Raw genomic sequence first — 26773 nt, forward strand, 5'->3', positions numbered from 1 at the left:
CAGGCACCGACTCCAAAGCAGGCGGTCCGGACTATCTGCTTCAGTTCACACAGCCGAAACTCTCGTCTGAGATTCTATAGGGACAAATATAAGCGCAGGTAACGATGTGGGGCAGCAGGATATTTCTTAATCTTTCTGCCCCAACATATCATTTGGAAATGTTTAAGAAAGGATGAAAAACAATGGCGATGATGGAGTCAACAATGAAGAACTTCTTTCTCTTTCTTTCGCAAAATAAATCCATGAATCAGGCGGCGAAAAAGTGGGGTCTTCGTTTCGGTGCGAACCGATTTGTAGCGGGAGAAACGATTCGAGAAGCGATTGCCACCGTACGCGATTTGAACAGCAAGGGTCTTGTATGTACGCTTGATCACCTGGGAGAATTTGTGTTTAGCCGTGAAGAGGCGATTGAGTCAGCCGATTATTGCATCAAGACATTAGACGCCATCCACCAGGCAGGTGCAGACAGCAATCTGTCGCTTAAGTTAACGCAGCTTGGGCTAGATATTGATGTGAATCTCTGCCGGGACAATATGCGTCGTATTCTTGATACAGCAAAGAAATATGACAACTTTGTCCGTATTGATATGGAGGATTACGGCCACTGTCAGCAGACGCTTGACCTGCTTGCTGATCTACGTCGTGAGTATGATAATGTAGGAACAGTAATTCAGGCGTATCTCTATCGCACAGAGCAAGATATCAAAGATTTGAAAGGGCTTTCATTACGTTTGGTAAAAGGCGCGTATAAAGAATCACCAGAGGTTGCTTATCCTGATAAGGCCGATGTCGATGAAAACTATAAAAAGATTATCAAGATGCATCTGCTAGGCGGCAGCTATACAGCTGTTGCTTCCCATGATGACCAAATCATCGAGTATACGAAAAAGCTGGCTGCTGAGTATGCCATTCCAAGAGAACAGTTTGAATTTCAGATGTTGTATGGCATTCGTACTCAGTCGCAGATTGAGCTTGCAGAGCAGGGGTATAAAATGCGTGTCTACGTCCCGTATGGAAATGACTGGTATGGGTACTTCATGCGTCGTCTTGCCGAGCGTCCAGCCAATGTAGCCTTCGTAGTAAAAGGAATGGTTTCCAAGTAAAAAAGGATGTTTCGAAACAAAAAAATGTTTTAAAATAAAATAGCTTTTAAATAGATAAGCTTCAAAAAGACAAAATAAAGGGGGTTCAAATATGGAGATGCAATTGTTGATTTCCATTACCGTGTATATGGCAGGGATGCTGTTGATCGGTTATTATGCTTACAAACGCACGTCCGATCTATCCGATTACATGTTGGGCGGTCGTACGCTTGGTCCTGCTGTAACGGCGCTTAGTGCAGGTGCTTCTGACATGAGCGGCTGGCTCATGCTCGGTCTACCTGGTGCTATGTTCTCACAGGGCTTAAGCGCATCCTGGATTGTTATTGGCTTGACGCTCGGTGCGTATGCAAACTGGTTGTACGTAGCACCGCGTCTGCGAGCGTATACAGAGCGCGCCAACAATTCGATCACGATTCCAGAATTTTTAGAAAACCGCTTTGATGATAAATCAAAAGTTCTGCGTCTTGTATCAGGCCTTGTTATCATGATCTTTTTTACATTCTACGTTTCTTCTGGTCTGGTATCCGGTGCAGTCTTATTTGAAAACACATTTGGGCTTAGCTATCAGGCAGGCTTGTGGATCGTCGCAGGCGTTGTCGTAGCATATACTTTATTCGGCGGATTCCTTGCGGTAAGCTGGACTGACTTTGTACAAGGACTGATTATGGTGGTTGCTTTGATCCTGGTTCCGGCTGTAACGATTGCCAATGCAGGAGGGCTCGGTGATAGCTTCACAACGATCCGCCAGATTGACCCGGCGCTGATGGATCTGTTCAAAGGTACGACACTGCTTGGGATTATTTCATTGTTTGCCTGGGGCTTGGGCTATTTTGGACAACCTCATATTATTGTACGCTTTATGGCAATCTCGTCAGTTAAGGAAATCCCGAAGGCGCGTCGCATCGGTATGGGATGGATGATTTTTTCAGTAGTAGGTGCTATGTTTACTGGTTTTGTTGGCATCGCTTTCTTTGCAAACAAAGGTATGAAGCTGGCTGATCCTGAGACTGTATTTATGGAGTTAGGCCGCATTCTTTTCCATCCGCTTATTACGGGCTTCTTATTGGCTGCGATTCTGGCGGCTGTTATGAGTACAATCTCTTCTCAGCTTCTTGTTACTTCAAGCTCACTGACCGAAGATATCTATAAGACATTCTTCCGTCGTTCCGCTATGGACAAAGAACTGGTGATGATCGGTCGTCTATCTGTTCTCGTCGTAGCTCTGGTAGCTATGATGCTAGCTTTTAATAAAAACAATACGATTCTGGCACTTGTTGGCTATGCGTGGGCAGGATTCGGTGCTTCATTTGGCCCTGTGATTCTGCTTAGCCTATACTGGAAGCGAATGAATAAGTGGGGCGCTTTAGCGGGGATGGTCGCTGGGGCGGCGACTGTTATCATCTGGACACAATTCCCTGCCCTATCGAAAATGCTGTATGAAATGGTGCCTGGCTTTGCTGCCAGCTTGCTTGCCATCGTAGTGGTAAGTTTGGCTACCGCTAAGCCTTCTGCGCAATTGGAGAAACAATTTGAAGAGTTTACCGAAACGGCGTAACGATATGTCCCCTTTGTCTTTTGACAGAGGGGATTTTTTGTCTGTGCTTTGAATAAAATGGAGAAGGGTAATGTCGTAATAGATAGAAAATATAAAATAGTTTAAAAAATGTGCAGGGAATGAGCACTCATTCATTGAAATAAATAAGGAAATGATGAAGCAAAAGGAGTGAGGCCTATGTCTACAACTCTACGCCCCTGGTTAACCAGTTATCCGGCAGAAATCCCCCATCAGCTTACGTATCCGGAGATACCGCTATATGAATTGCTGATCCGTACAGCAGAGACTCATCCGCAGGCGTCAGCCATATTTTTTATGGGCAAGGAAATTACGTATGCACAGCTATTAGAGCAGTGTTATCGTTTTGCGAATGCCCTTGAGCAGCTAGGCGTGCGAAAAGGAGATCGCGTTGCTATTATGCTGCCGAATGTTCCCCAGAGTGTGATTGCTTATTATGGTGCGCTGCTTATAGGGGCGACTGTCGTGCAGACCAATCCGCTGTATACAGAGCGAGAACTGCTTCATCAGATGGCTGATTCGGGCGCTAACGTAATCGTCTGTCTTGACCTGCTGTATCCACGCGTAAAGAAGATAAGGAAAGATGCGAGCCTCACACACGTGATTGTAACCGGGATTAAAGACTATCTTCCTTTAGCGAAGAAATTATTTTATCCATTTGTACAATGGAAGCAGCGGCAGCGGGTACAGGTAAAAGAAGGAGAGAGCAACGGCGTTTATGCGTTTACCTCTCTTTTGGCGCGCAGTGCATCGAATCCGATCCGGGTGCCTGTTGATATCCGAGAAGATGTAGCGCTCATTCAATACACTGGGGGAACGACCGGTAAAGCCAAAGGGGCGATGCTTACCCATACCAATTTAATTGCTAATGTGATACAGTGCGGCACATGGTTTTATAAAGCAAAGCACGGGCAGGAACGTATTCTGGCCGCTGTTCCATTCTTTCATGTATACGGTATGACAGTGGTAATGAACTTTGGTATTTATATAGGAGCGAAGCTCATTCTTGTTCCTCGTTTTGATGTAAATATGATGCTGAAGCTAATAGATGACCAGAAGCCGACCGTATTTCCGGGTGCACCAACGATGTATATCGGCCTCTTAAACCATCCTGAGCTCGGTAAGTATAATATCTCTTCGATTGAAGCTTGTCTGAGTGGTTCCGCACCGCTTCCGGTTGAAGTGCAGCAAAAATTTGAAACGCTTACAGGCGGGAAGTTGGTAGAGGGATATGGATTAACCGAGTGTTCGCCGGTTACCCATGCCAATCCGATCTGGGGGCGGCGTATTAATGGAAGCATTGGACTTCCTTGGCCTGATACGGAATGCAAGGTTGTCGATATCGAGACAGGGGAGGAGCAGCCGACAGGCAGCATTGGTGAGTTGTGCATACGCGGCCCACAGGTGATGAAAGGGTATTGGAATCAAGCGGAAGAGACCCATGCCTGCCTAAAGGACGGTTGGTTTTTTACCGGAGATATGTGCTCGATGGATGAGGACGGGTATTTCTATATCGTGGATCGTAAAAAAGATATGATCATTGCCGGTGGCTTTAATATTTATCCGCGTGAAATTGAAGAGGTGTTGTATGAGCATCCTGCTGTCAAGGAAGCGGCGGTAATCGGCGTACCGGACGCATATCGGGGCGAGACGGTGAAGGCATTTATCTCTATTAGGGAAGATGAAGGCGTGACGGAAGAGGAACTGGATACGTATTGTCGGCAGAAGCTGGCCGCCTTTAAGGTACCGAAGATGTACGAATTCAGAGAGGAGCTGCCGAAGACGGCGGTCGGTAAAATCTTGCGGCGAGCCCTTATGGATGAAGAAAAGGAAAAAATGCAGCCCAAATAAATGTAAAAAGGATGGGGGTAAGAGCGTCTCCATCCTTTTTTACATGTATTCAATCCTCAATTACCGGCTCTTCATGAATTTCTATTGCTCCCTGCTGCTCAAGCAGGTGAACGACTGGACCGCGCAGTTCAGGCTTGCTGATCTCGATGACAAGAACGACCTCTCCTTGCTGAAGATGCTGGCTGATATGCTCCGATGTATAGCGGTTGATTCCAAGATCCGCAAGCCCTCCGATCACGCTTCCGGATACAGCACCGGCAAGAAGAGTGAGTAAGGGGCCGGCAGCGATAATAGGCCCGATCCCGGGGATTAATAGCGTACCCATGCTAAAGGCGATACCGGCGGTTCCTCCAATGGCCGCTCCAACAGCAGCTCCGTCTACCACCGGATCTGCGCTCGCATCACCTGTGATGGATTCTTGCGATTCTGTCTTACGCAGAAATGAAATTTCGTCTTTTTTCACATATCCTTGGAGCGCATGAAAGGCACGCTCTGCCTCTTCGGGCAAACGGAATACGGCTATGATATGAGGGTACACACGATTCCTCCTTATAATGTGCGCAAGTATTTTTCCACGGCTTTAATTTGTTCGGTATCAAGCCCCTGATTGGGAAGGGACGGCATAGCCCCTCTCCCGTTCAGCAGTACCTTGCTCAGCTCTTCACCGGGAAGACGCTGTCCTACACCTTGAAGGCCTGGACCGACCATTGTTTCATTCGTTACGCTATGGCAGCCGAGACAATGCTGTTGAACGATCGTCTCCCCGTTTACAGGCTTGTCTCCTGCGGCATCCTTTGTTCGTTCGTTTACCGGTTGCGCCAATATGGCGTAGCCGATTGCCCAGGCCGCCAGCGTGATGTACGTGATGACGAGAAAGCGCGGTATTCTGGCATTCGCCATCCGAATTCCCGCAACTTCCTCAAGAGATTCTTCATCCGTCTTTTTCTTCTCTTTGCTGCGTTCTTCATCCATTACCCCTACCTCCTAGCGTCCTTCGGTTGAAGGTGCCGGTTTTAAGCTCATTAAATAAGCGATTAAGTCTTCTGTGTCCTGATCAGATAAGTAGCTGTAGCTTGGCATTGTACTGCCCGGAAATACCTGTCGTGGATTCTTCAGATGCACGCGGTGCCATTGCTCGTTCCAGCGTGTACCGACCCAATTTAGATCCGCTCCTGTACGCACGCTTCCCAACAGATGGGGAAAATCATAGCGGTAGTCTTCCGGAACAGAAACAGGACCAAGAGATGAATCGGCTTTGACCGGACGAACGAATTGGGTATGACATACATGGCATCCTTCACGGATGTAGACTTGGCGTCCCCTGTATTCGGCAGAATCAACGGAATAATTTTTGATCTCGGCATTTGCGTTTGCCCGCTGCATGACCTCATCGTATAAAGGAAGTCCTACAGTGGCGAAGACTCCAATGAAGAAGAGGAGAGAAGCGCCGAGGATGAATGGTTTCATGAACCGTTCTTTACTTTGTCCGCTCATGATTGTACTCCTTTCTTCTTAACTTATGCCGTAGAGGTTGATTTCTCCTCAACGGTCAGAAGCTGACCGTCTTTGATGGAGCGGCGCACGTTATAGGCGAAGATGATCTGACCGATGAACATTAGCGTACCTCCAACGGCACGGGCGATAGAGAAGGGTTGAAGCGAGACGACAACTTCAAGAAAAGGTACGCCGTACTGTTTGCCTTCTGTCCATGCGAATCCCTGCATGACACCCGCCGTCCAAGTGGTAAATGCAAAAATAAGAAATCCGATGATTGATAGCCAGAAGTGCCAGTTCATTAGCGCATCACTATATATCTTGCGGCCGGTAAGTGTAGGAAGTGCATAGTAGAATAAAGCAAACAGGACGAAGGAGAAGGCCCCGAAGAGCGGCATATGTGCATGGCCTACGACCCAGTTGGTAAATTTAAGAATTGCGCTTGGCTGCATCAAAGATTGAAAAGGTCCTTGCAGACAGGTGATTAAGTAGAAGATGGCGCCGGTGACCACGAATTTTAGCGGTACATTTTCTGAGATTACATGCCATTTTCCTTTCATGGTACCGAATACGTTGGCGAGCACGGTCCATACTGGAATAATCAGCAATACGGAAGGAATGACTCCTGCTTTCATCAACCAGGCTGGAATCGGTCCGTTTTGCAAATGGTGCGGACCATTCCATACGTAGAATGTAGCGATTGTCCAGAAGCCGATGAGAGATAGCTTATGGCTGTATAACGGATTTTTTGATAACAGCGGAAGAAGATAGTAGATGAATCCAACCCCAACTGTCGTAAACCACAGCCCGATAACGTTATGACCGTAGAACCAGCCTGCTAATGCCTGCGGAATGCCGGTAATAAAGTATGTGATAATATTCCCGATGATATAGAGGAACGGAAGCCAGATGAGCGAACCCATGAAGTACCATAGACTGACATAGAGTTGGCGCTCCACCCGATGTGCAATGGTTTTAAAGCAGATGTACGCTGTGGCTGCTACAAGTACAATCAAGAATATGTCAAGCGGCCATGGGGTTTCTGCATATTCAATTGTTGTTGTATATCCCATAGAGAGTACGATAATCGATAGCGCCGCATATACATTCCACAGAATGCCCAGGATAAACGCAAACCGTGGGTGTTGAAGCGGTGCGCGTGTTAACTGTGGAATGATATAGAAAAGGCCAGCGATATATGCCATGGAGAGCCAGCCAAATAGAACGATGTGTGTGTGTGCTGGACGGATACGGCCATAAGAGAGATACTTCTGCAGGAATTCGCCCCATACAAGAAAATTGGGCCAGACATACTTAATAGCTAGAATAAGCCCGATCGTCATTCCGATTAGAAGCCAGACGATCGAAGAATAGAAAAAAAGCCGAACTGCTTTGCCTTCTTCAGGTGTGATGGCTGTCATACGAATCTCCTTTCCGTAGCTAGGGAGTGAAATCATGTTAAGTATTTCCTGGGTTAAGAAAAATATTCTATGAGAAGGAGAATGCGGAGAAATGTCGAAATATATACATAAGCCATACATCTTTGTGCAATATATATTGACAATGCAAATTTTTTTGAATACAATTAATTCGAGTGAATGCTCATTCATTATTTTAGATTTGAGGGAAACGTATGGCGAAGAAAACAGGGGAGAAGTATCAAAATATTATCGAAGCGGCAGTGAAAGTAATTGCCCGACACGGATATCACCAAGCGCAGGTATCGAAAATTGCGAGAGAAGCCGCGGTTGCCGATGGCACAATTTATCTCTATTTCGATAATAAGGATGATATCTTAATCTCTTTGTTTAAAGAGAAGATCGGTGCTTTCATCGAAACGGCCCGTTCTAGAGTTGAAGTGTTAGAGAAGGCGGATGATCGTCTGCGCGAACTCATCTATATGCATTTATGGCAAATGTCACAAGACCGTGATCTAGCCATTGTGACACAAATCGAAACCCGTCAATCCAATCCATTTTTGCGCTCAGGCATTTATGCTGTATTGAAACAGTACTTAAACCTGATTGATGAGGTGATTTTTCTCGGCAAAGAGCAAGGGGTCTTCCGAGCAGATGTAGATCACCGCATCGCTCGCAAAATGATTTTTGGCACATTGGATGAAGTTGTTTCGTCATGGGTTATGAATGAGCGCAATACCAATCTAGTTTCATATGTGGACCCCATTCATCATTTCTTTGTGAATGGTCTAAAAGTGTCAAAAATGTGAATTTGCACAAAATAGAGCGACGGATAGTAAAGAAAATTATTATAATTTAATAGATGTCCAATTTACGAAAAAATATAGATAATGCGAATTGGAGCATAATACAGCAGGTTATGGAGGGAGAGACCAATGGAGTTTACCAATGTAAAGCTTGAAGTGACCAACAGAGTAGCCTATGTCAGTATTGATGTACCTCCAGCAAATACGCTCAGCTCAGCTACGCTTACAGGCTTAGGTGAAGCCTTCGATCATATTGAAGGCAATAGCGAGATTAAAGTAGTGGTGGTAACTGGAGCTGGCAAGTTCTTCGTAGCAGGTGCCGATATTAAAGAATTTACGAATGCATTCGGCAGTGCAGAGCAGGCAGAGGAGATGGCGCGTACTGGTCAGAAGCTGTTTGATCGGATTGAGAATTTCTCAAAGCCGGTGATTGCAGCTGTTAACGGCGCTGCATTAGGTGGCGGATTGGAACTAGCTATGGCATGTCATATGCGCTATGTAGCAGACGAGGCTAAGCTTGGTCTACCGGAATTGAATCTGGGGCTGATTCCGGGATTTGGCGGAACACAGCGCCTTGCACGCTTAACAAATAAGGCAAAAGCAATTGAGTTAATCTTAACCAGTCGATTTGTTGACGGCAAAGAAGCCGAACGCATTGGCCTAGCAAACCGTGCAATTCCGCTCGACTCCTTATTGGATGAAGTAAAGAAGATTGCCGAACTAATTGCGCTAGAGAAAAGTGCGGTTTCCATTCGGGCTTCACTTGAAGCGGTTACACACGGTATTCTAGCCGGTCAGGAAAGCGGCATGGATAAGGAAGCCGCCTTATTTGGCGAACTGTTCACATCAGAAGATATGAAAGAGGGCGTCAACGCGTTTATTGAAAAGCGTAAGGCTCAGTTTACCGACAAATAACACAGCGAGTACCGTTCGAAGTCTATGCCGCTGTTTGTTTTGGCATCGCATCGAACCTTTTAATACATTATTGCAGAAGCTAAAGGAGGATATATATGAACATTCTTGTATGCTTGAAGCAAACGTTTGACACAGAAGAAAAAATCGTTCTCGAGAACGGAAACATTAGTGAAGATGGCGTAGAATTCATCATCAACCCGTACGATGAGTATGCGGTGGAAGAAGCGATTAAGCTGCGTGACGAGCACGGTGGAGAAGTGACCGTTATTACTGTTGGTCCGGATCGTGCGGAGAGTTCTCTGCGTACTGCGCTTGCGATGGGCGCAGATAAAGCGGTTATCGTAGATGATGAAGATATTACTACGGATGAATACAGCATTGCAAAAATTCTCGCGGCTGTGATTAAAGACCGTGAATTCGATATTATCCTTGGTGGAAATATGGCCGTTGACAATGGTTCCGGTCAGGTAGGGCCTCGTTTGGCAGAAGAGCTGAACATTGCACAGGTAACGACGATTACAAAGCTTGATGTGGATGGCGGCAAAGCAACGATTGAGCGTGACGTAGAAGGGGATGTAGAAGTTATCGAAGTATCCCTTCCTGTATTGGTTACAGCACAGCAGGGCTTAAATGAACCTCGTTATCCTTCTCTGCCAGGCATCATGAAAGCGAAGAAGAAACCGATGGAGCGTCTGACAGTAGATGATCTCACTATTGAAGGAGACGTTGCCGCGAAGACAGAAGTGGTGGAAACGTATCTGCCGCCGAAGAAGGAAGCGGGCCGCATCTTAAACGGCGAAGTACAAGATCAAGTAAAAGAATTAGTACAACTTCTTCGCAACGAAGCGAAAGTCATTTAAGGTTAAGGAGGACGAGCGATATGAGCAAAAAAGTACTTGTAGTGGCAGAAGCAAGAGACGGAAGTTTGCGTAATGTATCTTTTGAGGCTTTAACAGCAGGGCAGCGCATTGCGGCTGGCGGCGAAGTAAGTGCAGTCGTATTCGGCAGCGACGCGGCAAATTATGTAGACGAGCTTGGCAAATACGGCGCAAGCAAAGTATATGTGGTAGCCAAGCAAGAGCTTGATACGTATACGACGGATGCATATTTCCAAGCGCTGCGTCAGGTGGTTGAAGAGGCGCAGCCTGAAGCGATTCTTATGCCGCATACAGCTATTGGAAAGGATTTGGCTCCGCGCATTGCGGCTCGCCTTGGCCTCGGCCTAGTGTCTGACGTAATTGATGTTGAGGTTGCTGGCGATGATGTAGTGTTCACGCGCCCAATCTATGCAGGAAAAGCATTCGAGAAGAAAAAAGTTGTAGATGGTATTGTGTTCGCAACGGTGCGTCCAAATAATATCGCGGCCGAAGAAACAGGCGGTTCCGCAGAAAAAGTTGATGTAAACGCAGATATTAAAGACCTGCGTACGATTGTAAAAGATGTGGTACGTAAAACAGCCGGTGGTGTCGATCTGTCCGAGGCTAAAGTTGTTATCTCTGGCGGACGCGGCGTAAAATCAGTAGACGGCTTTAAACCGCTGCAGGAGCTTGCTGATGTGCTGGGCGGTGCGGTTGGTGCATCCCGTGGTGCATGCGACGCCGAATACTGCGATTACTCCCTGCAAATCGGTCAAACAGGTAAGGTTGTTACTCCGGACCTGTACATCGCAGCAGGTATCTCTGGCGCAATCCAACACTTGGCTGGAATGTCCAGTTCAAAAATTATTGTAGCGATTAACAAAGACCCGGAAGCACCGATCTTCCAGGTAGCTGACTATGGTATTGTAGGCGATTTGTTTGAAGTCGTGCCGCTTCTTACCGAAGAATTCAAGAAAGTACTGGTATAATTACCGGTTATTTCTTACTGAGGCAGCGTCAATGAATGACGCTGCTTTTTTTGCTGTAGGCTTGTAATGCAGCAGCGAAAGAAAGCAAAAATACCTAGAAGTGTTTCACCAGTAGATATTTTGAGGTAAGGATGATATACTGTTACTGGTATACGGATAGTGTATACTACAAACAAAATACAGGCATGTTAAGTATGAATGGAGATAAAAGGAGGAAGTTACATATGGCAATCGTAAATGTAACAGACAACTCGTTTCAAAACGAAGTAGAAAATGGCGGCACTGTGCTGGTGGACTTCTGGGCTCCTTGGTGCGGACCTTGTAAGATGATCGCACCGGTTCTTGAAGAGATCGACAGCGAGATTGGCAGCAAAGTTAAGATCGCAAAAGTTAATGTCGATGAGAATCCTGAATCTGCACAGCGCTTTGGCGTAATGAGCATTCCGACGTTGATGCTGGTGAAAGACGGTCAGGTTGTTGATAAAATTATCGGCTTCCAACCGAAAGAAAGCCTACTGAGCGCTATTAACAAGCATCTGTAAGTAGCGTGTGCGATATTATAAATCCTCCGGTTAATTCAATCGGAGGATTTATTCATTCTATCCTGTAATATGGTTGGAAGAAACAGATGGAAAAAGCGAGTCTTCTATGTATGATATGATAAGGTGGACTCGCTTTTTGCACCTGTTTTTGATGAGGAAGGAAGGGGAAGCAGGATGGATGCATTGAAAGAAAAGCTGAGCCTGTTACCGGATAAGCCAGGTTGTTACTTAATGAAAAATGCTGCCGGTACCATTATTTACGTAGGCAAAGCTAAAGTATTAAAAAACCGTGTTCGTTCTTATTTTACAGGCAGCCATGATGGAAAAACGCAGCGGCTTGTACAGGAGATCGCTGATTTCGAATACATTGTCACATCTTCACCGGTTGAGGCACTTTTGCTAGAGTGCAACTTAATTAAAAAGCATGACCCACGCTATAACGTATTGTTAAAAGACGATAAAACATATCCATACATCAAGATTACAAATGAGGCGCACCCGCGTCTGGAGATTACGCGTAAAGTGGTGAAGGATGGCGCCAAGTATTTTGGTCCGTATGCCAACGCAGGAGCCGCGCAGGAGACAAAGAAGCTCTTAGATCGGCTGTATCCGCTGCGCAAGTGCAAGAATATGCCGAAAAACGTCTGTCTTTACTATCATCTGGGGCAGTGCGTAGCCCCGTGTGAATACGAAGTAGAAACGCAGCAGTATGATGCCATGATCGAGGAAATCAGCCGATTCTTCAGCGGGAATTATGGAGAGATCAAGAAGACGCTAAAGCAGCAAATGGAAGAAGCGGCAGAGAATCTTGAATTCGAGCGTGCTAAGGAACTGCGTGACCAGATTCAATACATTGAAGCCATTATGGAAAAGCAGAAGGTTACGTTTAGTGACAATGTTGATCGGGATGCCTGGGGCTACCATGTCGATAAAGGATGGATGAGTGTACAGGTTTTCCATATTCGTCAGGGTAAAATGATTGAGCGTAACGTAGGTTCTTTTCCGTTCTATGGTGAAAAGCATGAAGATTTCGTTTCCTATGTTGTCCAATTCTATCTAAAGGACCACGTCAGGCCAAAAGAAGTGCTGCTTCCGACAAGTGAAGGGATAGATGGGCTTGAAGAGGCGCTTGGTACCAAGGTTCTTATTCCGCAGCGCGGTCCAAAAAAACAACTTGTGGATATGGCGCAGGAAAATGCGCGCATTGCACTTGAGGAGAAGTTTGCGCTGATGTCACGGGATGAAGCCCGTACTATACAGGCGGTGCAGAAGCTAGGCGATGTGCTCGGCATCGGGTATCCGAAGCGGATTGAGGCGTTTGATAACTCGAATATTCAAGGGGTTGATCCGGTTTCGGCGATGATCGTATTTACTGATGGTAAGCCGGATAAGAAAGAGTATCGTAAATATAAAGTCAAAACGGTTATCGGCCCCAATGATTACGGCACGATGAAAGAGGTTGTCCGCCGCCGGTATACCCGTGTGCTGAAGGAAGGATTGGACCTGCCAAATTTGATTGTAATCGACGGAGGCAAAGGGCAGATCTCTGCTGCTGTGGATGTATTGGAGAATGAACTCGGTCTTTTTATCCCGGTATGCGGATTGGCTAAAGATGAACGGCATCGTACCGCTCAGTTGCTGGTAGGTGATCCGCCTATCCCTGTTGAGTTAAAGAGGGATAGCAATGAATTCTATCTGCTGCAGCGAATTCAGGATGAGGTGCACCGCTTTGCGATCACATTCCACCGTACTACGCGCGGTAAGACGATGTTCCACTCAAAGCTCGATGATATTCCGGGTATCGGAGAGAAGCGTAAGAAGCTTTTGCTTAAGCATTTTGGTTCGATCAAGCGCATGCGAGAAGCGACCGTGGAGGAGTATCGTAACCTTGGTATCGGTGATAAGCTGGCCCGTCAGATTTTAGAATACTTACAGGAGACAAAAGAGGGAACAGCCGAACAAGCCGAATAAAAGTAATTGTCAAGATTATTAACATATGGTACCATATACAGAAATTGAATAGTAAGCAAATAACGCCTCACTTAAATAGGGTGAGGTAGAGGCGCGAAAACCATAAGTATTCCGCTGGAGGAATGAGAATCCAGGGAAAGCGGGAGAAAGGGGAATTCGCCGAAATGGCAGAACGGATCTCAACGTCTGCTGTTGGGTCTGCATTGAACAAATGCAGAACTGTCACCGGATCATCGTCCCAGATAGCCGGTGGAGTACTATCTCGCACAGGGAGTAGGGAAGTGAGCGTTCGCTGTCATTATATTTCTTGAGAATCTACAGACAACCGCTTTGGCCTATGCCTTGCTGTTGTCTTTTTTATTGATCCGGCATTGCGTTCTCTAACCCTCATATGTGTGCGGAGTACTCTGATAATGAAGAGAAGAATATTATCTTAATTTGAGGAGGGTACACAAAGTGAGCATAATTGTACAAAAATTTGGCGGTACATCCGTCGGCACAATCGAACGAATTCAAGCAGTAGCCCAGCGTGTCATATCAACGGTGCAGAAGGGCCATCAAGTGGTTGTGGTAGTATCAGCAATGGGAAAATCGACCGATGTCTTAGTGGATATGGCGAAGCAGATTACGGATGAGCCACATCCGCGTGAGATGGACATGCTGCTTACAACCGGGGAGCAGGTATCGATCGCATTATTGACGATGGCACTTCAAGAACAAGGCCAGGCTGCTGTATCTATGACCGGATGGCAAGCAGGAATCATGACAGAAGATATACATATGAAGGCTCGTATTGATCGGATTGATACCGCATTCATCATAGAAGCATTGAATAAGGGAAACGTGGTGGTAGTAGCCGGGTTTCAAGGAGTTTCGGCGCATGGAGAGATTATGACGCTTGGGCGCGGCGGTTCTGATACGACCGCGGTTGCATTAGCTGCGGCACTTGATGGAAAAAAGTGTGAAATATATACGGATGTGGACGGAGTCTATACGGCAGACCCGCGTATGGTTCCTCTTGCCAGAAGGCTTGTGAGCATCTCACATGATGAGATGCTAGAGCTTGCGACGCTTGGTGCAGGTGTTCTGCATCCACGTGCGGTGGAGTGCGCGAAGCAGCATCAAGTAAGTGTAACGGTTCGATCGAGTTTCACTGAGGCAGAAGGAACGATGATAGAGGAGGAAGCGAATATGGAACAAGGACTTGCAGTGAGCGGCATCGCTCATGATAAAAATGTCGCCAAAATTACGGTAGCTGATCTGCCGTCAAGAGTGGAGGCCATGGCTAAGCTCTTTGCGGTGTTGGCTGAGGAACATATTAATGTCGATGTTATTGTACAGAGTGCGTATGAAGCGAATACGACAAATGTGTCATTTTCGGTAAGCGGAGATGAAGTAAAGAAAACACTCGATGTATTGCTGAAGCATCGCGAAGCGCTGCAATTTGGCTATGCGATGGCAGAGGAGGAACTTGCTAAGGTATCTATCGTAGGCGCAGGTATGATTACAAACCCAGGGGTAGCTGCTCAGATGTTCACCTGCCTTGCGGAACAAGGAATTGAGATCAAGATGGTATCTACTTCGGAAATTAAGGTCTCTAGCATTATTCCAGTGGAAAGAATAGAGGATGCTGTACAGAGTCTGCATACATCGTTTGGGTTAGATGTCAAAGAGACTGCTGTTGTATACGGAGGATAAAAAAAGCAAGCCCATGCCAGATAAAAACGGCATGGGCTTGTCCTTTTTTCAGTACTTACGCGACGCTTCGATTATTGCGCACAGAAGCAGGCAGGAGACCTGCTGCGTCAAGTCGGTGGCGGATGAGGATTCCCAGGTAAGAAGCGGCCGCCACTTTTACCAGGTCAGGAATAACGAACAGTCCCATTCCGAATGTGAATGCCTGGCCCCACGATAGACTCAAGACGAGCTTAAGCTGGGTAACACCGAACGCATAAATAATTAGTAAGCCGATAAGATTAGCAACAAATGCGCGGGTAAATGTGATATCCTTACCCTTAAAGATTGTTCCCATAACAAAAACCGCTACAACGTATCCGAGCAAATAGCCACCTGTTTTGCCGATGAGAATGCCCATCCCACCTGAGAATTGGGCAAATACCGGAGCCCCAATGGCTCCGAGCAGTAGATAGAGCAGAACGGCGATTGTACCATAGCGGCGACCGAGAATAATGGGGGCTAGCGCAATGGCAAAATTCTGCAGGGTGAATGGAACTTGCGGAATGAATGAGATAGAAATTTGTGCGAAGACGGCGATGATCGCACAGAATAAGGCCGATAAAATTAACATTTTTCTACTTTCAATGTTCATAGGTTGCTCCTTCGTGATAATTTGTTAACCTAATACATAATATAAGTTTACAAAGCGGATGTCCTTTTTGTCAATATTGACATTAGTCAGTAAAAACCGTAGTATTGAACTAACTCGTAGAAAGTCGGAATACAATTTTATGATAGCTCTTATCAAGAGAGGCGGAGGGACTGGCCCGATGAAGCCCGGCAACCCCGCGCGTTTGCGCGGATAAGGTGCTAACTCCAGCAGAACGATATGTTTCGTTCTGGAAGATAAGGGGAGGTATGCGCCATATAAACGCCTCTTCCTTATAGGAAGCGGCGTTTTTTTCATGACATGAAGATAAACGCTAAGAGGAAGGGAAGAGGGATTCTTCTGACTTCCTGCTAGAAAGGAGTGAATAAGCGCATGATACAGAAGATGGTTATAGATGAAATAACGTTGGAGTGTGGAGCTACACTCAAGCAGGTTGAGATTGCTTATGAGGCGAGCGGGACGCTAAATGAGGAGAAGACCAATGCGATTTTGGTGTGTCACGCGCTTACCGGTGATGCATATGCGGTGGGAGATGAAGAGACCCCAGGATGGTGGGAAGGACTGATTGGCCCCGGACGATACGTTGATACGAATAAATATTTTGTAATCACGTCAAACGTGCTGGGAGGCTGTGCAGGTACAACGGGTCCCGCCTCTTCGAACCCGGAGACGGGAGAGCCGTATGGTGCTGCTTTTCCGGTTGTGACGATTCGGGATATGGTGAAGCTGCAGTATATGTTGATTGAGCAATTAGGAATTGAGAAGCTCTTTGCTGTGGTGGGCGGTTCCATGGGCGGCATGCAGGTATATGAGTGGGCGGTGATGTATCCGGAAATGATGCATCTTGTCCTGCCAATTGCGACATCCGCACGCTTGTCAGCTGTAGCGATTGCTTATAATGATGTAGGAAGACAGGCGATTCTATCCGATCCCGAGTGGAAAAACGGCAGCTATTATCCGGAAAAAGGGCCTGTAAATGGATTATCCATAGCCCGGATGCTTGGCATGATCACGTATCGTACTGCTGATTTATTTGAGTATCGATTTGGCCGACGGTTAAAGGATGAACGCGATGTAATGCAGTTCGATTCCACCTTTAACATTGAAAGCTATTTGCGCTATCAGGGGCAGAAGCTGGTCACGCGATTCGATGCCAATAGCTATCTGTATTTGCTAAAGGCAATGGATTCGCACGATATTGGTCGAGGACGAGGCGGGATTAAGGCTGCACTTGAGAGAATTGAAGCTAAGGTTCTATCTGTAGCAATTTCAAAAGATTTATTGTATCCTGCCGACCATCAGGAGGAGATTGTCGATCTTATGCGAGCACTTGGTAAGGATGTGGATTATCATTTTGTCGAATCCATCTATGGCCATGACGGCTTTCTTGTCGAATTTGTAAAAATTGGTCCGTTAGTTGAACGGTTTATTGAGAAACATGCGGCTAATATTTTCGCTCCGTCTGCTGCCCCGAGATAATTATAAAGATTGTCCACAGATTATCGGCGTATTTCGACAATTTGTCCGCTGCTTTTCTTGACGCTACCTTCCATACGGAGTAAAATGAATCTGTCACAAAGTCTTCATTTATTTTAAGGCTTCCTCGGGAAGCTTTTCTTCATGTCATGCATGTGGAATGGAGTGAGCAAAGGGGGAATTTCTAGAGAGACGAGAGAGTGGTAGGGAATCTTCACGTACGTAGATGAAGAAGTCGGAGAGAAATTGATTATTTTTGTGAAAAAAGTGTCAAACTAGAAAATCTGAAACGTAACCTTGTGAAAGGGGGAGTCTGTGCAATGCTGAATCACCGTCACTTTTTTAACCGTAAACTACATTCCCTGCTAGGGGTTGTACCAATCGGGGGATTTTTGTTCGTTCACTTATTTACGAACTTCTATGCAACGCGCGGCGAAGAAGCTTTTCTTGAGCGTGTTGAAATTATGGAAGGAATTCCATTCCTGGCTTTGATTGAAATTCTCTTTATTTTCTTACCCATTCTGTATCATGGTATTTATGGGTTGTATGTTGCATTCCAAGCGAAAAACAACGTGAACAACTATGGTTACTTCCGTAACGTACTGTTCATGCTGCAGCGTGTAACCGGTGTTATCACATTGATCTTTATTACATGGCACGTATGGGAAACAAAAATGCAAATGGTAATTGGAAATGTAGAAGCGACAGGCCTCTTTACTCTAATGAATGATATTCTGGCGAATCCGTTCATGCTAGCTTTCTATGTTATTGGCTTGCTTTCTGCAACGTTCCACTTTGCAAACGGCCTGTGGAGCTTCGCCGTAAGCTGGGGCATCACGGTAGGTCCTCGTGCACAGCGTATTTCTACGTATGTTACAATGGTTGTATTCGTGTTGATGTCGGCGATGGGATTGTTGGCTCTGTTCTCCTTTGCAAATCCTGTTGATGTAGCACAAGCAATCCAAAAATAGGGGGTTTGAGCATGAGTAAAGGTAAAATTATCGTAGTTGGCGGCGGTTTGGCAGGCTTGATGGCCACAATTAAAGCTGCAGAAGCCGGCCACCCTGTTGAGTTGTTTTCTCTTGTTCCTGTAAAACGCTCTCACTCTGTTTGTGCGCAGGGCGGTATTAATGGAGCAGTAAATACAAAAGGTGAAGGGGATTCTCCATGGATCCACTTTGACGATACAGTATATGGCGGGGACTTCCTCGCAAATCAGCCGCCGGTAAAAGCAATGTGTGATGCGGCGCCTGGAATTATTTATATGTTTGACCGTATGGGTGTTATGTTTAACCGTACGCCGGAGGGCTTAATTGACTTCCGTCGTTTTGGGGGGACGCAGCATCACCGTACAGCATTCTCCGGTGCAACAACAGGACAACAGCTTCTGTACGCATTGGATGAGCAAGTGCGCCGTTGGGAAGTAAACGGATTGGTTACAAAATATGAAGGTTGGGAATTCCTATCTGCTGTTGTTGATGAAACAGACGGTGTGTGCCGTGGTATTACTGCACAAAACCTGCGTTCGATGGAGATTCAATCCTTTAAAGCGGATGCTGTTATTCTTGCAACCGGTGGTCCTGGAATCATCTTCGGTAAGTCTACAAACTCCGTAATTAATACAGCAACAGCCGCTTCAGCCGTATACCAGCAAGGCGCAACGTATGCGAATGGAGAATTCATTCAAATTCACCCAACAGCGATTCCTGGGGATGACAAGCTGCGCTTGATGTCTGAATCAGCACGTGGTGAAGGCGGTCGTGTATGGACATATAAAGATGGTAAGCCTTGGTACTTCCTTGAAGAGAAATACCCGGCATATGGTAACCTTGTGCCGCGTGATATCGCAACGCGTGAGATCTTCGATGTTTGTGTTAACATGAAGCTCGGAGTCAACGGCGAGAACATGGTTTATCTTGACCTTTCTCATAAAGATCCGCATGAGCTGGACATCAAGCTGGGCGGTATCATTGAGATCTATGAGAAATTCGTTGGGGATGACCCACGTAAAGTTCCGATGAAGATCTTCCCTGCTGTTCACTACTCAATGGGTGGACTGTGGGTTGATTATAATCAAATGACAAACATTCCGGGTCTGTTTGCTGCCGGTGAATGTGATTATTCACAACATGGTGCCAACCGTTTAGGTGCGAACTCTCTGCTATCTGCGGTATTCGGTGGTATGGTAGCCGGACCAAAAGCAATCGAATATATCAACGGCTTGAACAAATCAGCGGAAGATGTGTCTGCTGGCGTATTCGATGCACAGGTGAAGAAGGATCAAGAAAAGTACGACCGTATCACGAACATGACAAGCGGTACAGAGAATGCGTACAAGCTGCATCGTGAACTCGGTGAGTGGATGACGGACAATGTAACGGTTGTTCGCTATAATGATAAGCTGCAGAAGACAGATGAGAAGATCCAGGAGCTTATGGAGCGTTATCAGAACATCAACATCAATGATACATCCAAGTGGAGCAACGCAGGCGCTTCCTTCACGCGTCAGCTGTGGAACATGCTGAATCTTGCCCGTGTTATTACGCTTGGTGCATTGAACCGTAACGAAAGCCGTGGTGCTCACTACAAGCCGGACTTCCCAGAACGTGATGATGACAGCTTCATGAAAACAACGATGGCGAATTTCGATCCTGCGACAAACGGACCGAAGATTTCCTATGAAGATATCGACGTTTCACTGATTAAGCCTCGTAAACGTGACTACTCGACGAAACATGAAGTAGCCGAGAAGAAGTAGAAAAAAGAGGGGTGAAGAGACATGGCTGAACAACAAAAAACTGTTCACTTGATTATTACCCGTCAGGATGGTCCTGATGGAACGCCATATAAACAGGAATTCAAGATTCCATATCGTGCGAATATGAATATTATCGGTTGTCTGATGGAAATTCAGCGCAATCCGGTAACCACAGATGGCAAGCAAGTCGCTCCGATTGTATGGGAGATGAACTGTCTAGAAGAGGTATGCGGTGCATGCTCGATGGTGATCAACGGCAAACCGCGTCAATCTTGTACAGCACTGGTCGATAAGCTCGAACAGCCAATTCGTCTGGAGCCAATGAGCACATTCCCTGTCAACCGTGACTTAGCAATTGACCGCAGCCGCATGTTCGATGCGTTGAAGCGCGTCAAGGCTTGGATTCCGATCGATGGTACACATGACCTCGGACCAGGACCTCGTATGCCGGAAGTGGATCGTCAATGGGCGTATGAGCTGTCTCGTTGTATGACATGCGGTGTATGCTTAGAAGCATGTCCGAATGTAAATGATAAATCTCCGTTCATTGGTGCCTTTGCAATTTCTCAGGTGCGTTTGTTCAATGAGCATCCGACAGGTAAAATGAACGCGGAAGAGCGTCTGGAAGGGCTGATGGGTGAAGGCGGTATTACCGATTGTGGTAATTCTCAGAACTGTGTGCAGTCCTGCCCGAAAGGCATTCCGCTCACAACGTCCATTGCAGCAATGAACCGCTCTACAACCGTATACTCAATCAAAAACTTCTTCCGCAGCTAATCGTGGAGGAAATGGCAGCACTCTGCTTCGGCGGGGTGCTGTTTTATTTTTATCCAGGGATATATGGAGCATCAATGCATTATATGTTATCCAATTATTTTGATTTAGTTGACATATCGTTTGCTGTCTCTTTATAATTAATGTTAACTCATAATATAAAAAAGTTAACAAAAGAGGAGGAGCCATGCTGACACCCGTATTAGAAACAAAACCAAAAACTGATTGGATGGCACTTGCAGAGGAAGTACTGGCAGGTAAGAAGATAACGAAGGAAGAAGCATTACATATTATCGAGGCCCCAGATACGGAGATCTTGGCATTGCTTCAGGGCGCATACCGCATCCGCAGTCATTATTATGGGAATAAAGTTAAACTCAATATGATTATTAACGCAAAGAGCGGATTATGCCCGGAAGACTGCGGCTATTGTTCACAGTCTATCGTCTCCGATGCCCCGATCGAGAAATATCCACAGCTTTCTAAAGACGTATTGGTGGATGGGGCCTCTAGAGCAAAGGAATCGAAAGCAGGTACATACTGTATCGTCATGAGTGGACGGCGTCCAACAGACAAGGAAGTAGATAATGTCGTAGAAGCGGTGCGTGAAATCAAAGACAAGCACCAGATGAAAATCTGTGCCTGTCTTGGCTTAATTACGCCGGAGCAAGCAGGCAGACTTAAAGAGGCTGGAGTGGATCGGTTTAACCATAATATTAATACATCGGCCAGCAATCACGCGAACATTACATCGACTCATACGTATGACGATCGCGTTACCACACTGAACGCGGTAAAAGAGGCAGGTATGTCCCCGTGCTCTGGTGTTATCCTAGGAATGGGTGAGAGCGATGAAGAAATCGTTGAGATGGCGTATGCACTGCATGAGATTAATGCTGACTCTATTCCTGTTAACTTCTTAAATGCGATTCCAGGCACACCGTTAGAATCCATGAAAAAACTTGGCGCAGTGAAATGCCTCAAAGCTCTTTCTTTATTCCGTTATGTGAATCCAACAAAAGAAATTCGCATTTCTGGTGGCAGGGAAGTCAATCTGCGTCATCTTCAGCCAATGGGATTGTATGCAGCTAACTCTGTTTTCGTTGGGGATTATCTAACAACTGGCGGCCAGCAGACGAAGATGGATCATGAGATGATTGAAGACCTTGGATTTGAAATTGAAGAATGTGCATTTGACAGTGAACCGCCCGTTCTCGCCGAATAAACAGCGCATATACGTAACGGAAGCTTCCCCGAAAAGGGAAGCTTTTTTGCTGTTGCGCTCAGAATATTTTGCTAAAATAATAACAGAATAAAAATAGTACATACAGTAGAAGGGGTGGAGAGCTAATGGCAAGAGCTGCGTATATTCAGCCAAGTATGGAAGAGTGGTTGAAGAAGTTTCATTTTACAACAAACATTCATATTCGTTATTGTGAGACCGACATGTCTGGTCACGTAAACAACACCAGTCACATTATCTACTTTGAACAGGGACGAGTAGATTACTTCGATCATCTAGGAATAGGCGAGAACGTACTGCATCATGATGCAGAATTAATGGTAGTCATCGCAGATATTGCCTGTCATTACCATAGTGAAGCCTTTTTTAGGGAGAAGCTGTGTTTAGGTGTGAGAACGTCACGCCTTGGCAACAGCTCTTTAGATGTAGAGTACTGCCTGATTGCCGAAGAGAATAATAGGGTTGTAGCAACGGCAATAAGCACACTTGTACTTGTAAATAAAGAAACGAGACAGAGTGCTCGAATTCCAGAAAATATACGGGAGAGCATCATAGCGTTCGAGCAGATGGAGATGATTCAATAACTTCATGTTTTTTCACGGTATTCCACTACCCTTCCTGCGCCTACAGCATCCGGTCCTATCTTCACGGACAGGTACGGACAGCAAAACAACAGAGCAAATAAGCGATCGGGAGCATCTTATTCAACAATTCGGGATTGAACCTGTGCACCTGCTTGAATACAGAAGAGGTGAGTATACACTCCAAGAATGCCTGCGGGCTTGTTTTGAATTTGGAGATGTCGTGTTGGCTTTCCGTTACCTTCCGCTTCCTATGTGGCAGATCAGTCGTCATGAAGTAGGTGTAGCGGCGTTGGCACTGCATAGAACTCGTTGGCTCTTTGTTATGCGTGCTGACTATATAGCTGAACTGAAGCAGTTATTTCCCGATGTTCCGATATTTGCATTGCATGAGCAAAATGGAAAGTTTTGTGCGGCCTCCAAAAGGGTAAATGACTAGTAAAAAGTCCTTAGGAGGAACGCACTGCCATGAGCCAATTTATTATTGAACGTTTTCGTTATACGGAACCTGTCCGTGAAATCGCAGGGAAATTAAATGAGCTTGGATATGGGAAGGATCATCTGCATATTCTGGCGCGCCAAGATTATGAAGGTCTTCGTCTGGAAGAAATGACGGATGCAACGGTCCATTCCCGAAGATTTGGACTGGTGGATGACTTTCTTAGTTATTTTTTCTCTTCCGGAGAGAAGAAGGATGCAATTGAGTACTTACGTTCCATTGGAATTCCAGACCCGGAGAAGCTTCCGGAAATAGAGAACCTTAGCTATGAAGATGTCCTGCTCGTTATAAAGCCACGTGCAGAGGATGATGCGGATAGCATTAAGTTTAAAATCAAGGAATGGCGGCTTGCTGCTCCGGCACGCGATATCGAAAATGGCGCAGTTGATAATCCGGGAGTGGACGAGCAAATTTTTGATAAGTAATTGAACAGAAGGAACCGCTTTCGAATATACTGTGTCGCAAGCCCAATTTTCCCGCTTTCTTGAACCACCTATCTTTCCGGGTCATACACTATGGTGACTGTATCCCTAGCCTTGAACTTGAGAGCCCAGGCCAAGGAGGGGTAGCACTTTTGAGTAACGAACAGAAAGCCAAGCCGCTGTTGACCAATCGGGAACGAGAGGTATTTGAACTACTTGTGCTAGACAAGACTACGAAAGAAATCGCACAGCAATTGTTTATCAGCGAGAAGACCGTGCGCAATCATATCAGCAACGTCATGCAGAAACTTAATGTTAAAGGTCGTTCTCAAGCCGTTGTTGAATTAGTTCGTTTAGGTGAATTGAAAATTTAGATCCATTCTAAACGAGCAGCCCGCCTCATATGAGGGGGGTTTTTTATGTAAGAAAACCTGTCGTGATTGTTGACGATGGTAAGTTATGTTTGTAGTATTTCTTCTACATAGTATGAAAGAGTGGAGGAAGCAAATGAAAGAACAGGAGGGCTTTTTGGCGCGTATCTCTCAGCTGCTTTCCCGAGGTATAGGAAGACAGCAGCTCAGTATGTTCTACGGTCAGGGAAGCGCAGATTTACGTCAGGAAGCGTGGACTCGTTCCGTATGGAAAGAATCACAGCAGAATGCAGCACTTCTTCGGACGCCTTTGCAGCAATTAACGTATGCATCGATTGATATTGAAACCACTGGATTTCATCCCGCGCATGGAGATGAGATTATCTCCATAGCAGCGGTTCGGATGTTTGGCAGTACAGTATCAGAAACAGAGCAATTTTTTACGTATGTCCGTCCCACCTGCAATATTCCGATTCATATAACAGAACTAACCGGGATTAGGGAAGAAGATGTAGTCAATGCACCAGAGCTTGCCAAAGCGTTTTGTGAATTGGAAAATTTTCTCAACTCAAGCATCATCGTAGGATACTATATAGGACATGAACTTTCATTTTTTAATCATTTCTTGTGGAGAGCGGGCCGGCGGAGGTTTGACCGACGCCTTCTAGAGATGAAAAAGGTGGCAGAATGCTTATTTCCCGCCAATTCTGTCCATACGATGGAGGAAATGTTGATAGAAGCTGGTATTATGGTCGAAGGCCGACATGATGCGCTTTGTGATGCGCGAATGACAGCGTTATTATGGGGGAGCTTTCAGAGCCGCCTACAGGAGGTAAAGGTAGAGACAGTGGAGGAGTTGTATGAATACATGGCTCGGTCTAGCGGCCATTAAAAAAAGAGTGTAAGAGGAGGAACGCCACTTACACTCTTTTTTCTTGCAGCCATTTACCAACAATAAGGGTAGCATCATCGTTGATTGGTTTCATCTCGCTTACAAGACAGGCCAAAATGGCATCAGGGGAGCGTCTATCGGCCACAATATATTCCCAGTTTTCTGGAAGTTGAATGCCATCAGAAAAAATGACCACAGTATCATTTGGATGATATGGGACATAGCGCTCTACACCACGAAAGGGACGCCCATTTAAAAAACCAGGATTTGAAATAAGATAATGCTTTTGTCTCGTAGGTGTAACGACTAGACAAGTGATATTCCCGATTCCAGCATATGATAATTGCTTTTTGTCGATATCAATCATGGCAATTCCTACTACAGAACCTCTCGATCCATAGAGAGAGCGATTCCCTTCTTGTAGGAGAGAAAGCGGCGGAAGCTCACCAGGTATGTGTGCTTCAATTTCCTGGATCATCTTCTCTGCCGAGGCTTTTGCCTCTGGACCGCTGCCTAATCCGTCTACGATGCTAATGATTGCTTTAGTATGATCAAATCCCACATAATAGCAATCACCAGACGGAGTATTAGGTTTTTTGGATGTGTGGTGGACACTGTATTGAAAAGAATAGGGTAATGGATTGTTTATATGCATTGCTATTCTAAATTCTTCACATAGGCTTCTCTCATTTGCTGGAGCGTTTTCCGTAAGATACGGGAAACCTGCATCTGTGAGATACCCAGTTTTTCACCAATTTGTCGTTGTGACCACTCTTCATAATACACATAATGGATCACCTGACGCTGCTGTTCATCCAAATCCTCCAACAGGCTCGATAAGTCCATCTTACGGTCTACATCCAAAAATCCGGGATCTTGATCCGGAATCATATCCATCAATGTATGCGAATCTTGTTCTTGATTGTCAGCTTTCATTGGAGTATCAAGAGAGAGAGCATGGATATTCCCCTTGTTCTCCATAATCTCCAGCACTTTCTCTTCCGAGACATCGAGTTTTTCCGCGATTTCATCAATGCGCGGAGAGCGCTGCAGTTCGATTGTCAATTCATCAATGGTTTTCTGCAGACGATATCCCATTTCTTTAATTGTACGAGGTACGCGAATGCTCCATGTTTTATCGCGAAGGTAGTGCTTCATCTTTCCGACGATAGTCGATACCGCATACGCGTCAAAGTTATGGCTGACTTCACTGTCGAATTTTTCAATGGCGCCAAGTAAAGCAAGCATACCTACTTGGTATAAGTCGTCCACCAAATGAAAGTCACGTGCCATTTTTGAAGCGAGTTTTCGTACGGTTGTCTGGTAGTCTTGAAGAATCTGCTCTAATAATTCTTCGGAGCCAGTCTCTTGGTATGTGCGAATTTGTTCAGTAATGTCACGGTTGAATGATTTCCTGGTGGACGTTTGGCTCACTTTCGCTCACCCCATCCCTTTTGAGATATTTAGTTAGTGAAACTTTAACCCCCTTCTCATCAGTTTCATACTCGATTTCGTCCATAAGTGTTTTCATCAGGTAAATTCCGAGACCACCTACATCAATTTCATCCAAGCTTTTTCCATGAAGGGAAGAAGCTTCATTTTTCAACCGTTTCGCATCAAACGGAGAAGAGCTGCCCTCATCACTAATTACAATACGCAGACGTTCAGTTTCTACATGAAAATCTACAATCATATCTCCGGCTTCGCTATTTCTATATGCATGACTTACTACATTATTACAGGCTTCAGCTAACGCTACTTTGATATCCTCAATATCGTTATAAGAAAAGCCCATCTGATAAGCAAGGCCCGAGACCGTTAAACGAATCACGCTTATATAATCGGCGCGTGCCGGAACATTTATTTTTACGTGGTCATTTAATTCTGGCAT

Annotated in this window: 28 protein-coding genes and 2 riboswitches; of the genes, 20 read left to right on the forward strand and 8 right to left on the reverse strand. The window is 45.7% G+C overall.

The window, feature by feature from the left end:
- Positions 1–191 precede the first annotated feature (191 nt).
- The 3 genes from AB3351_RS19510 to AB3351_RS19520 all read left to right on the forward strand — a co-directional run bounded on the left by AB3351_RS19510 (position 192) and on the right by AB3351_RS19520 (position 4527).
- Complete coding sequence (locus tag AB3351_RS19510; protein ID WP_371148941.1) at positions 192–1103, forward strand: proline dehydrogenase family protein; 912 nt, start codon at positions 192–194, stop codon at positions 1101–1103.
- Between the two features lie 97 nt (positions 1104–1200).
- Positions 1201–2658, forward strand: coding sequence for a sodium/proline symporter PutP (gene putP / locus AB3351_RS19515; RefSeq protein WP_371148942.1), 1458 nt, complete (start codon positions 1201–1203; stop codon positions 2656–2658).
- Between the two features lie 177 nt (positions 2659–2835).
- A complete protein-coding gene (locus AB3351_RS19520) occupies positions 2836–4527 on the forward strand; it encodes a long-chain-fatty-acid--CoA ligase (RefSeq protein WP_371148838.1) in 1692 nt (563 codons plus the stop codon).
- Between the two features lie 49 nt (positions 4528–4576).
- On the opposite strand, the gene AB3351_RS19525 is transcribed toward AB3351_RS19520, so the two are convergent.
- The 4 genes from AB3351_RS19525 to AB3351_RS19540 are packed head-to-tail and all read right to left on the reverse strand — an operon-like array spanning position 4577 to position 7442.
- The gene (locus tag AB3351_RS19525) at positions 4577–5065 is read right to left on the reverse strand and encodes a DUF1269 domain-containing protein (RefSeq protein WP_371148839.1); all 489 of its coding nucleotides are present in this window, start codon (positions 5063–5065) and stop codon (positions 4577–4579) included.
- Between the two features lie 11 nt (positions 5066–5076).
- The gene (locus AB3351_RS19530) at positions 5077–5499 is read right to left on the reverse strand and encodes a c-type cytochrome (protein ID WP_371148840.1); all 423 of its coding nucleotides are present in this window, start codon (positions 5497–5499) and stop codon (positions 5077–5079) included.
- Between the two features lie 12 nt (positions 5500–5511).
- Entirely contained in the window at positions 5512–6021 is a 510-nt protein-coding gene (locus AB3351_RS19535) for a cbb3-type cytochrome c oxidase subunit II (protein WP_371148841.1), read from the reverse strand.
- Positions 6022–6044: 23 nt separating this feature from the next.
- A complete protein-coding gene (locus AB3351_RS19540) occupies positions 6045–7442 on the reverse strand; it encodes a cbb3-type cytochrome c oxidase subunit I (protein ID WP_371148842.1) in 1398 nt (465 codons plus the stop codon).
- Positions 7443–7654: 212 nt separating this feature from the next.
- Between AB3351_RS19540 and AB3351_RS19545 the strand changes: the two genes are divergently transcribed.
- The 7 genes from AB3351_RS19545 to AB3351_RS19575 all read left to right on the forward strand — a co-directional run bounded on the left by AB3351_RS19545 (position 7655) and on the right by AB3351_RS19575 (position 15217).
- Positions 7655–8248, forward strand: coding sequence for a TetR/AcrR family transcriptional regulator (locus AB3351_RS19545; protein ID WP_371148843.1), 594 nt, complete (start codon positions 7655–7657; stop codon positions 8246–8248).
- 126 nt (positions 8249–8374) lie between these two features.
- On the forward strand, positions 8375–9160 hold the full coding sequence (locus tag AB3351_RS19550) for an enoyl-CoA hydratase (protein WP_371148844.1): 786 nt from the start codon (positions 8375–8377) through the stop codon (positions 9158–9160).
- Between the two features lie 95 nt (positions 9161–9255).
- On the forward strand, positions 9256–10020 hold the full coding sequence (locus AB3351_RS19555) for an electron transfer flavoprotein subunit beta/FixA family protein (RefSeq protein WP_371148845.1): 765 nt from the start codon (positions 9256–9258) through the stop codon (positions 10018–10020).
- A 20-nt stretch (positions 10021–10040) separates the two neighbouring features.
- Positions 10041–11006, forward strand: coding sequence for an electron transfer flavoprotein subunit alpha/FixB family protein (locus AB3351_RS19560; protein ID WP_371148846.1), 966 nt, complete (start codon positions 10041–10043; stop codon positions 11004–11006).
- A gap of 224 nt (positions 11007–11230) precedes the next feature.
- Entirely contained in the window at positions 11231–11548 is a 318-nt protein-coding gene (trxA, locus tag AB3351_RS19565; RefSeq protein ID WP_371148847.1) for a thioredoxin, read from the forward strand.
- A 174-nt stretch (positions 11549–11722) separates the two neighbouring features.
- Positions 11723–13519 (forward strand): excinuclease ABC subunit UvrC, encoded by a 1797-nt coding sequence (uvrC, locus tag AB3351_RS19570; protein ID WP_371148848.1) that lies wholly within the window; start codon positions 11723–11725, stop codon positions 13517–13519.
- A 78-nt stretch (positions 13520–13597) separates the two neighbouring features.
- Positions 13598–13787: riboswitch (Lysine riboswitch) on the forward strand.
- Positions 13788–13975: 188 nt separating this feature from the next.
- Positions 13976–15217, forward strand: a complete 1242-nt coding sequence (locus AB3351_RS19575; protein WP_371148849.1) for an aspartate kinase — start codon at positions 13976–13978, stop codon at positions 15215–15217.
- A 55-nt stretch (positions 15218–15272) separates the two neighbouring features.
- Here AB3351_RS19575 and AB3351_RS19580 read toward each other — a convergent pair whose 3' ends face one another.
- A complete protein-coding gene (locus tag AB3351_RS19580; RefSeq protein WP_371148850.1) occupies positions 15273–15848 on the reverse strand; it encodes a biotin transporter BioY in 576 nt (191 codons plus the stop codon).
- A 146-nt stretch (positions 15849–15994) separates the two neighbouring features.
- Positions 15995–16109, forward strand: a riboswitch (SAM riboswitch).
- 129 nt (positions 16110–16238) lie between these two features.
- Between AB3351_RS19580 and metX the strand changes: the two genes are divergently transcribed.
- From metX to AB3351_RS19630, 10 genes are all read left to right on the forward strand, one after another.
- Complete coding sequence (gene metX, locus AB3351_RS19585) at positions 16239–17345, forward strand: homoserine O-acetyltransferase MetX (RefSeq protein WP_371148851.1); 1107 nt, start codon at positions 16239–16241, stop codon at positions 17343–17345.
- A gap of 317 nt (positions 17346–17662) precedes the next feature.
- Positions 17663–18313, forward strand: coding sequence for a succinate dehydrogenase cytochrome b558 subunit (locus AB3351_RS19590; protein ID WP_371148852.1), 651 nt, complete (start codon positions 17663–17665; stop codon positions 18311–18313).
- An 11-nt stretch (positions 18314–18324) separates the two neighbouring features.
- Positions 18325–20100, forward strand: coding sequence for a succinate dehydrogenase flavoprotein subunit (gene sdhA, locus AB3351_RS19595; RefSeq protein ID WP_371148853.1), 1776 nt, complete (start codon positions 18325–18327; stop codon positions 20098–20100).
- A gap of 21 nt (positions 20101–20121) precedes the next feature.
- Positions 20122–20877, forward strand: a complete 756-nt coding sequence (sdhB, locus tag AB3351_RS19600; RefSeq protein WP_371148854.1) for a succinate dehydrogenase iron-sulfur subunit — start codon at positions 20122–20124, stop codon at positions 20875–20877.
- A 184-nt stretch (positions 20878–21061) separates the two neighbouring features.
- Entirely contained in the window at positions 21062–22099 is a 1038-nt protein-coding gene (gene bioB, locus AB3351_RS19605) for a biotin synthase BioB (protein WP_371148855.1), read from the forward strand.
- 125 nt (positions 22100–22224) lie between these two features.
- Complete coding sequence (locus tag AB3351_RS19610; protein WP_371148856.1) at positions 22225–22701, forward strand: acyl-CoA thioesterase; 477 nt, start codon at positions 22225–22227, stop codon at positions 22699–22701.
- A gap of 4 nt (positions 22702–22705) precedes the next feature.
- Positions 22706–23137 carry a hypothetical protein gene (locus tag AB3351_RS19615; protein WP_371148857.1) on the forward strand — a complete coding sequence of 144 codons (432 nt, stop codon included), beginning with the start codon at positions 22706–22708 and terminating at the stop codon, positions 23135–23137.
- Positions 23138–23166: 29 nt separating this feature from the next.
- On the forward strand, positions 23167–23622 hold the full coding sequence (locus tag AB3351_RS19620) for a hypothetical protein (RefSeq protein ID WP_371148858.1): 456 nt from the start codon (positions 23167–23169) through the stop codon (positions 23620–23622).
- A 149-nt stretch (positions 23623–23771) separates the two neighbouring features.
- Positions 23772–23993 (forward strand): helix-turn-helix domain-containing protein, encoded by a 222-nt coding sequence (locus AB3351_RS19625; protein ID WP_057897830.1) that lies wholly within the window; start codon positions 23772–23774, stop codon positions 23991–23993.
- Positions 23994–24126: 133 nt separating this feature from the next.
- A complete protein-coding gene (locus AB3351_RS19630) occupies positions 24127–24882 on the forward strand; it encodes an exonuclease domain-containing protein (RefSeq protein ID WP_371148859.1) in 756 nt (251 codons plus the stop codon).
- Between the two features lie 28 nt (positions 24883–24910).
- On the opposite strand, the gene AB3351_RS19635 is transcribed toward AB3351_RS19630, so the two are convergent.
- From AB3351_RS19635 to rsbW, 3 genes are all read right to left on the reverse strand, one after another.
- Positions 24911–25444, reverse strand: a complete 534-nt coding sequence (locus AB3351_RS19635) for a SpoIIE family protein phosphatase (RefSeq protein ID WP_371148860.1) — start codon at positions 25442–25444, stop codon at positions 24911–24913.
- A 95-nt stretch (positions 25445–25539) separates the two neighbouring features.
- Positions 25540–26316, reverse strand: a complete 777-nt coding sequence (locus tag AB3351_RS19640; protein ID WP_371148861.1) for a sigma-70 family RNA polymerase sigma factor — start codon at positions 26314–26316, stop codon at positions 25540–25542.
- Positions 26279–26773 carry an anti-sigma B factor RsbW gene (rsbW, locus tag AB3351_RS19645; protein ID WP_371148862.1) on the reverse strand — a complete coding sequence of 165 codons (495 nt, stop codon included), beginning with the start codon at positions 26771–26773 and terminating at the stop codon, positions 26279–26281. The genes AB3351_RS19640 and rsbW overlap by 38 nt, the downstream gene beginning before the upstream one ends.

Origin of the sequence: Aneurinibacillus sp. REN35, assembly GCF_041379945.2 — a bacterium.
Lineage (GTDB): Bacteria > Bacillota > Bacilli > Aneurinibacillales > Aneurinibacillaceae > Aneurinibacillus.